Annotated in this window: 1 protein-coding gene; it reads right to left on the reverse strand. The window is 71.5% G+C overall.

Going from position 1 to position 1,104, the window contains the following annotated elements; translation table 11 throughout:
• Positions 1-106: 106 nt before the first annotated feature.
• Positions 107-1,104: UDP-N-acetylglucosamine 1-carboxyvinyltransferase (locus tag AC27KI_RS25535; protein ID WP_487116600.1), on the reverse strand; the 998-nt coding region annotated here is incomplete at its 5' end.

A 1,104-nucleotide genomic window follows, 5' to 3' on the forward strand; every position in this document is an offset into this window, starting at 1 on the left:
CCGCCGAGCCGGCGCCTGGGCCGCGACCTGCAGCGCGTGCGCGCCGCCTACGATCTGCTCGCGCCCTGACCGCCCCCACCCAGGCGCAGAGGGCGCCTGGGCGCGGTCACTCCTCGCTCGTCCACTCCACCTGCACGCCCAGGCTGCGCAGGTTCTCCACGAAGCGCGGGTGCGCGCGCCGGATGGGCGTGGCGTTGCGGATCTCCGAGCGCCCGTCGATGCTGGCGGCCACCATGAACAGGGCGATGGCCACGCGGATGATGTAGGGGCTCTCCACCACGGCGGGCGTGAGCGCATTGCCGCCGAAGGTCACGATGCGGTGCGGATCGGACGAGAACACGTGCGCGCCGAACTTCGACAGCTCGCCCGTCCAGCCCAGCGCCCCGTCGTACACCTTGTTCCAGAACATCGCGTTGCCCTGCGCCCGCACGCCCAGCGCGATGAAGATGGGCAGCAGGTCCACGGGAAAGTAGGGCCAGGGCGCGGCCTCCACCTTGGTCAGCACGTTGCTGGTGAAGGGCGTCTGCACGGTGAGCGGCCCCTCGCGGTGCGCGCGCGACCAGCCGTCCGCATGCTCGATGCGCACGCCGAACTTGGCGAAGGTGCGGTCGATCAGCGGGAAGTTCTCCGGCGCGCTGTTGCGCACCACCACGTCGCCGCCCGTGATGGCCCCGAGGGCCAGGAAGGTGGTGATCTCGTGGAAGTCCTCGTCGAAGCGGAACTCGCCACCGCCCAGCGCCGCGCCGCCGTGCACCGTGAGGCGCGAGGTGCCGATGCCGTCGATGCGCACGCCCAGCATGGACATGAAGCGGCAGAACTCCTGCACGTGCGGCTCCGACGCGGCGTTGTTGAGCGTCGACACGCCGCTGGCCGAGGCCGCGCACAGCACGAAGTTCTCGGTGGTGGTGACCGAGGCGTAGTCGAGCCAGTGGTGGGTGGCGTGCAGCGGCCCGGCGCAGCGCACGAGCAGCGAGCCCTGCGCGCGCTCCACCGCGCCGCCGAAGCTGCGGAACACCTCCACGTGCGGATCGATCTCGCGCACGCCGAGCGTGCAGCCCTTCACGTTGTCTTCGAGCCGCGCCACGCCGAAGCGCGCCAGCAGCG

The organism is Acidovorax sp. KPB24-03, assembly GCF_057546605.1.